We start from the raw sequence: 5,720 nt of genomic DNA, 5'->3' as shown, positions 1-5,720 counted from the left end.
GAAGATGAGTTACTAAGTTTATGATTACTCCCATTTTTCCGGCTAATTGACCAATTGGCACATCTGATAAACTTTGTAGCTTCTTAAATAATGCTTCTAATGTTGACCCGTCAGCTATCCAGATATTTTCAAAGTTTTTTAATGCAAATTGTACGCTATCTGGTAGTGGTCTTGATTTTCTTGTTAACCATTTTTGACGAAAATGAGGCAGTAATTCTTTAAATCCTTTTTCAAATAAAATTGATGGGAAAGTTAAAAATCTTTGCGATAATGCTTGTTGACTAATTTCAGACGGCTCACACCATAAAAATCCTGATCTATTTAATAATCTAGTTAATTCTGTTACTCCTGCTACGTCTCGCCATAAGAGACTTAATATTGCTGCCATCATTAATGGTAGTGTCAGAATCCTATCTCTTAAATTTAGTTGGCGATAAAAACTTTTTTGGGCAGCCATTGCTGGAATTAATAAATCTTCCAGGTAATTCGCGATCGCTTCATTTTCTACTTGGGGACGATTTTTTTTCTTTGCATGATCTCGGTTGATGCGTTTTTTGCTAGTCATAACTGGTTCAATTATGGCTCAAATGCTTGCCTGACAAAGGTTTCATTCTATTTTACCTTTCTTTTTTATACCCCTTGACAATTTGCACTTTTCTTAACTTGTCACAAATGACAAGCGGTTATCGTGCGGCTCGCGCGAGTCTTTGAGATTAATATTGCGATTCTTCATTTTTCCCTTCAGGATTAGGATTAATCGTGCGATCGAAATCGCTATGCCCTATCTTCCATTGACTAAACTATGATTGATAGCACCAGCTCAGAAAATCTGGCTAAAGTTAGAGATACCCCAGACAAACCCATTACAGAACCTCGTCTGTATCATAATAGACCGATCGCCCCTGTTGCGACGCCCCCTCCTATGGTATCTAGCCTCCACGCACAACTAAGAACAGACTTGTGGCAAGAATACCCTTCAGGTGTCGGCTACTTCCAACACCGAGCCAAGGGCAACCCCAACAACATCATCGAGCACTACATCGCCAACCCCGGCGACATCACGCTGCTGCCCTTAGACGAGGCCATGCAAATTATTGACAAGTTTGGGCTGACCGCTGCCAAGTTACACCTGATTTTTGCCGCTCATATTATGAGACAAGAAGAGCCGTGGAAAAGCTTATTCACACTCGAAGGCAGTGACTTAATCAAGGAACGGTTAAGTTGCTGTTTGATGCTGAATGCTGTCGGTTTCGGAATATCTATAAACTCCGGTAATATTAAACGGAATTCCCCACGGGGGAAATTTCCGTTGCCTGTCTTCCTTAAAGATCACAATTCATCGGGGAAAAAAGCAGCACTGTTACCACTAACTGTGTTTACGACTAAAGCCCGATCGAGAAAATCGTTGCGCCGTTCGCAAGAAGTCTCAGCAATCAGCAAACATCCATGACAAGCAGCCCCATGTAAGAAACGGTCTTCGGCATCATTTTCCGGCCCGTGTTGAGCACACACAGGGTCGTTAGAGCAAAGCCTTCCTAACTCCAATGCGCTGATTAACAGTAATTCAATGCGCTTGCCAATTTGCACCAGTCCCCCCAAAGTTCCATCATTACCAGAGGTGCCGGTATAGAGCAAAATACCGTAGCCTGAATCCCCAGCATAAATGCGTTCCCGGATGGCACTAGCCCCATAGCCACATTCCAGAGAAACAGCAGTAATTAATAAGTGAGAGAGGGAGTGCAACATAATGTAAGGCAACCCCGGAAACTTGGCTTTGTCCTGCGGAATCCCTCTAGTGTTACACCATTTCTGGAAGCCCCTATGCAACTCTTCCCCTCTTTCTCGAACAGCTTTTTGCTTCAGCCATTGGTCAATTGCCTGTTTTTTAAAGGCGATAAATACTCCTTCACCCCTATTTTCAATCGCCGGTACCCACGTCGGATCGATGTCAAGAGCTGCCCGTCGCACGTTAATATCTAATTCACCCTCAATGTCCGGCATAGCTGCTTCAAAACGAGTAAATCCAACTTGCGCCACGACTTCTCGGAGCCGATGCACTAGAATAATGCGTTCAATGCGAGCTGTTGCGAGAGGATTTAACCCCTCTAACTTGCGAGCGCGGGCATAAAAATCTCCTTCGGACACATCTTCCTCAACTTCATCAGGACTAGCAAGTAAAGTTTCAATCTCTACTTGCTTAATACTCTTTCTTGTATTAGAATATCCTGCCTTTCTCCGCTGTATTTCTGCCCAGACAGTCTCGTCGCTTAACCCTTCTAAAGCATTAAAAACTTTTTGTTTTTTTCGCTCTTTTCTGATATCATTTAAGTCTTCAGCATATTGTAAAAAATCTTCGTAAACTTGGTTGACGGCTTCCCTGAGTTTGGTGTCGGAGTCCGGCAGAGAAATCACGCTAAGGACTTGGGCAAAATAAGCATTACTCGCCGATCGCACTAACAGTCGATTATACAACGGGCGATCGCCCTCTCTAGAAAGGCAAGGTTCTTTTGCAACCGGGCCGAGCCAAGGGCGCTCTCCCAAGCACCTGCCGAGCACTTTAGAATACGGGACAGTGGCATCAGAAAGAGGGCGACGGGCTTTGCAAGCTTCGCAGCGAACGAAGATTTCAGCGAAATCATTGCCAGAACCGCTTTCATCAAGCCACAATTGTCCTCGGCATGGAGCGTCCAAATTATTGTGGGCGAAAGCATACCAATTGATATCGCTGATATGTCCGTTGGCGCAAGCTTGCACGAAGCGCACCGGAACAACAGGCCTTTTCTTCCTCTCAGCATTCAGATATTTTCCCTTAACTAAACTCCCCCAACGAATTAAAGGTCTGGTGCGGTATTCTTTGCCGTTGGGAGCTTTCCAAGTGCTATCCTCTTGCGCTACAAACCAAGTGGGAAATGTGAAGGCGGTGATGCCTGTGCGAGGGGCACTGGGGTCTTGTTCATCTACAGGGGGAGCGTACAGGGCAACGCGGGCCAGACCGAGAATTTCGGCAACTCGCTCTTCCAGGCGCTCTTCGTGGATGCGCGATTTATCGCCCCGCCAGTGGTTCAACCCGCCGATAATAATCGAATAGTTGGGCAAATCGACCATTGCCCCCGGCCCGAAGGTGGTTAAAATTTCACTTTGGCGAATTTGTCCTGATGGGATTTTCATATTGATTTTAGTTAGTTAGTTTGTAGTTGGTAGGGTATGTCAGCCGGAAATTTGTTCGCAATTAGTTACTTAGTAGGGTGCGTCAGGGAGAAATCTTCCGCTCGGCAAATAATCTTTTTTTCTGATGCACCCTACTGAGTTTATTTGTAGGCTGCGTCAGAGATAAATTTGCTCGCAATTAAATAATCTTTTTTTCTGATGCACCCTAAGCGAGTTAATCTTGATGCTCAATCTGACGCGACGTGGGCGAATTAATCCTCCTCATCAATCTCGAACCCATCTGGAGTTTTCACCCACAAATTGACAACGGGTTCCACATCTCTCAAACTACGCTGTGCTTTAAATTTTTTAGCGGGTTGCGGTTGCCTCTGCAAGTCTGGGTCAAGGGGATCAAATAATAAAGGCGGTGCAACTCCCACTTCTTGCTGATATTGCAAACTGCCTTTTTCCGAAGCTATATATTGCCAAGTGTCCAGCAAATCTTTGACTCGATCTTTTAGTTTCAGACGCAATTCTTCGGTTTCTTCAGCGTCTCGGTCTTGGTCGTGGATTTCAGAACGCTGGGCAATGATATCAGCAACAAAATCTAAGTTTGAGCGCTGTTCTGTAATTTTAATTGCATTTAAAGGTGCGGTCATTTCTGGATTACCTAGACGCGCTAAAGCCACGGTAATAGCCGCAATCCCCCGGTCAATGGCACGGGGAGAAAAAGGCGTGACGCTGGTTGCTTCGACGGCCCGGTAAAAAGTGTTGTGCCACGCGCCGAAACGTTCGTAGTGAGAGCGATCGCGCGGTCTGTGTACATTTAATAATGTTACCACTAATCCCGGTCGCTGTTCGTCTCGCCCTACCCGCGAGGTTGCTTGAATGTACTCGGCGGCTGTTTTTGGCTGTCCTAATACGACCATTAATCCGAGACGAGTGATATCTAAACCCACAGAAATCATATTAGTTGCTAGTGCAGCGTCCACCCGGTGTGCCTCTGAAAAAGCTAAGGCTAAACAGCGCTTTGCTTCCGAAACTTCGCTAGTGCTAACGCGAGAAGTTAATTCTAGAGGTTCATCGTTAATTCGGCGGTTAGCAAAACATCCTGACTGCTCATTTTCCCGTTTTCTCTGGCTATATCCTAACAATCTAGATTTGACTTCATCTTCAACAATGCGCCGACTTCCCCCCAGTTCTCGCAGGGAGTTAAAATAACCCAATAAGGTCATGTAAGAGTCAGCCGGATTATTTTTATTTCTCGCGCCGCCGTTGGCATCCCAATGTTTTTGAGCCGCCCCTAATACAGCTAAATAAGTCCGCAGCAATATGACTTTTAAGCTGCGACCTTGAGCGGCAATACCGATATAAGTGCGGGGGTTTTGTTCCGTGGCGGGGACAGTTTTGGCGAAGAATGAATCGCGGCGGTCTGGGCCAGGAGGCGGAAAAACATCGACTTCGGTGCGACCAAATAAGGCGCGAATTTGTTTTGTTGCTCGCCGCACGGTTGCAGTTGAAGCAACTATTTTAGGATAGATTTTTTTGCCATTTTTGTCAATAGCTGATAAGGCGTCAATAGCCGTTTCATAAAGTCCGACCATCGTGCCTAACGGCCCGGAAATTAGGTGCAATTCATCTTGTATAATTAAATCGGGTGGTAGGAGAGGTTTTTCTAGTGTCCGACCGATGCCGATCGCAGCCGGGCCGTAAAATCCCTTGTCATCATAGCGATCGACTTTTCCGAATAACGCCCCAGTTTCTCCGACCCAAGGCAGGTTGGCAAATTTATCAACTGTGGCGATGATAAAGCAGGGGACACGGCGATAGATGGGGTCATCAACCGCAACAATGGGCAAGGGATTATTTGCTTTAAAAGTACATTGCGGTTGGCCATTGGCAAGGCGTTTACGGTTGGTGCAGAGAATTCTTAAATCCGTGGGATTGTCTGCATTGGGGAATAAGGTAAAGGAGTTGCGGGTGAATTTTTCACCGCACCAAGGGCAGTTTTCTAAGGGAATGGGTGAGGGTTTATTACGATCGTCGTTTTGATAGGCAATGGTGCGGGTACGGGCACTTTCTGGGTTGTTGTCCCCTTTGCGTCCCATGCGGTTGGGCGTGGCTGCTTGTCCGACCCACAACCCGATTTCAAAAGGCCAAGTGCCGAGTTTTTGAACATCGTTTTGCCGTTCTAACTCTAAAGCGCAGATCAGAGTGGCGGCGCGACTCAGTTGGTCTAAGGTTAACAGTCGTAAAGTGTAGCGCATTAAGACACTAACCCCGGCCCCGCTAAGCCCTGGATTTCGTAACCGTCGCAGAACTAAAGTAAATGCGGCTAATCCTAAATATGCTTCGGTTTTGCCGCCACCGGTGGGAAAAAATAGCAAATCTACGATGTCCCGATCGCCCATTTCTGGATCGGCAATTCCAGTTAAGTTCATCAGCAGGAATGCTAGCTGAAACGGCCGCCATTTGGGGGCGTGGATTTCTGCGGGGGTTTTCTCACTGTCATGGGTGGCGCGTTGACGGATGGATCTGGCGATCGCGAAATTGGCAATTCTAAAGGCCTCGAA

At 46.3% G+C, this 5,720-nt stretch carries 2 protein-coding genes and 1 pseudogene; all 3 read right to left on the bottom strand.

What is annotated here, in order from left to right:
• A pseudogene (locus tag IQ270_RS27510) lies at window positions 1-565 on the bottom strand (IS4 family transposase); the annotation flags it as partial.
• A gap of 764 nt (window positions 566-1,329) precedes the next feature.
• Window positions 1,330-3,168, bottom strand: coding sequence for a DUF1998 domain-containing protein (drmB, locus tag IQ270_RS27500; protein WP_193976325.1), 1,839 nt, complete (start codon window positions 3,166-3,168; stop codon window positions 1,330-1,332).
• Window positions 3,169-3,419: 251 nt separating this feature from the next.
• Window positions 3,420-5,720 (bottom strand): DISARM system helicase DrmA (gene drmA / locus IQ270_RS27495; protein ID WP_228056755.1); only part of this gene is annotated, 2,301 nt, incomplete at its 5' end.

Source organism: Microcoleus sp. LEGE 07076 (assembly GCF_015207455.1).
GTDB lineage: Bacteria > Cyanobacteriota > Cyanobacteriia > Cyanobacteriales > Microcoleaceae > Microcoleus.
Note: the sequence above shows the minus strand (reverse complement) of the source record. Positions and strands in the feature narration are given on the sequence as shown.